This is a genomic window from Stenotrophomonas sp. NPDC077420 (assembly GCF_044543385.1).
In the GTDB taxonomy this organism is placed as follows: domain Bacteria; phylum Pseudomonadota; class Gammaproteobacteria; order Xanthomonadales; family Xanthomonadaceae; genus Stenotrophomonas.
Map to the genome: position 1 here is coordinate 1 of NZ_JBITVZ010000044.1, position 1,234 is coordinate 1,234.

At 57.4% G+C, this 1,234-nt stretch carries 1 protein-coding gene; it reads right to left on the reverse strand.

Going from position 1 to position 1,234, the window contains the following annotated elements; all coding sequences use genetic code 11:
• Positions 1–29: 29 nt before the first annotated feature.
• Positions 30–1,171 (reverse strand): IS3 family transposase gene (locus ACIGII_RS19530; protein WP_121363484.1). Its coding sequence is split into 2 segments (ribosomal slippage): positions 30–934 and positions 934–1,171, totalling 1,143 coding nucleotides; the frame shifts between segments, so codons are not numbered across the junction.
• Between the last annotated feature and the right edge of the window lie 63 nt (positions 1,172–1,234).

Below are 1,234 nucleotides of genomic sequence, written 5' to 3' on the forward strand. Positions count from 1 at the left end.
TGAATCGCCCAGGCTTTTGTAGACACTCTTCAGCCGTTTAGTGCGTACTGCCGTTCAAACTCTATCGGGGACAGGCCGCCATTGGAACCGTGTCGCCGTGTCGGGTTGTAAAACATCTCGATGTACTGGAAGACATCGGCGCGTGCCTCGTCGTGATTGCTGTAGATCCGCCGCTTAATCCGTTCGCGTTTCAACAGCTGGAAGAAGCTCTCCATTGCTGCGTTGTCGTGGCAATTTCCTCGTCGGCTCATGCTGCATACGATGTCGTGCTCACGCAGGAAGCACTGCCAGTCTTCGCTGGTGAACTGCGTTCCTTGGTCAGAGTGCAGAAGCAAACCTGGAGCGGGTTTGCGCCTCCAAACCGCAGCGAGCAGCGCTTGCAGAACCAAGTCGGTGTGCTGCGTGGGGCGCGTCGCCCAACCCACCACCTGGCGTGAGAACAGATCGAGCACAACGGCTAAGTACATGAAGCCGTCGTAGGTTCGGATGTAGGTGATGTCCGTTACCCATGCGCGATTCGGTTCACTTACTTTGAAACCGCGCGCCAAGACGTTCTTTGCCACTGAGCCCACGGGCCCACTCAATGGGCGCGGTCTACGGCCATAGCCAACCATCGCCCGAAGCCCTTCGTTCTTCATCAATCGCGCTACGCGATGCCTGCTACACGTCTCCCCTAGCTCGCGAAGATCCGAAGTGATCTTGCGATGTCCGTAGACCGAGCCACTCTCAAGCCAGCTGTGCTTGATCAGTCCAAGCAGTCGTTGGTCATCCCGTTCGCGGGGGCTTGTCGGGCCTCGAAGCCAGGCGTAGTAACCGCTGCGATGGACACTCAGTACCCGGCACATGGCTGCCAACCCGAACTGATCCACATGGCACTTCATGAAGGCGTACTTTGCTCTTACCCCTTGGCAAAGTACGCGGCGGCTTTTTTTAGGATGTCTCGCTCTTCAGTGACGCGACGCAACTCAGCCTTAAGTCGACGAACCTCAGCGTTCTGGTCCTGCTCAACGCGACGCCCCACCTCTCCCTGGCCGTGCTGACGTCTCCACCCATACAAGCTATGGACCGACACACCTAGTCGCTCAGCCACCTCAGCTACCGGTCGGCCGTACTCGACAATCTGCCGAACCGCCTCGATCTTGAACTCATCCGTATAACGCTTCGTGCTCATAACCACCTCCGCCTAAGCCATAGTTTATGGCTGCGAGGTGTCTACGAAATCCTGGGCGATTCA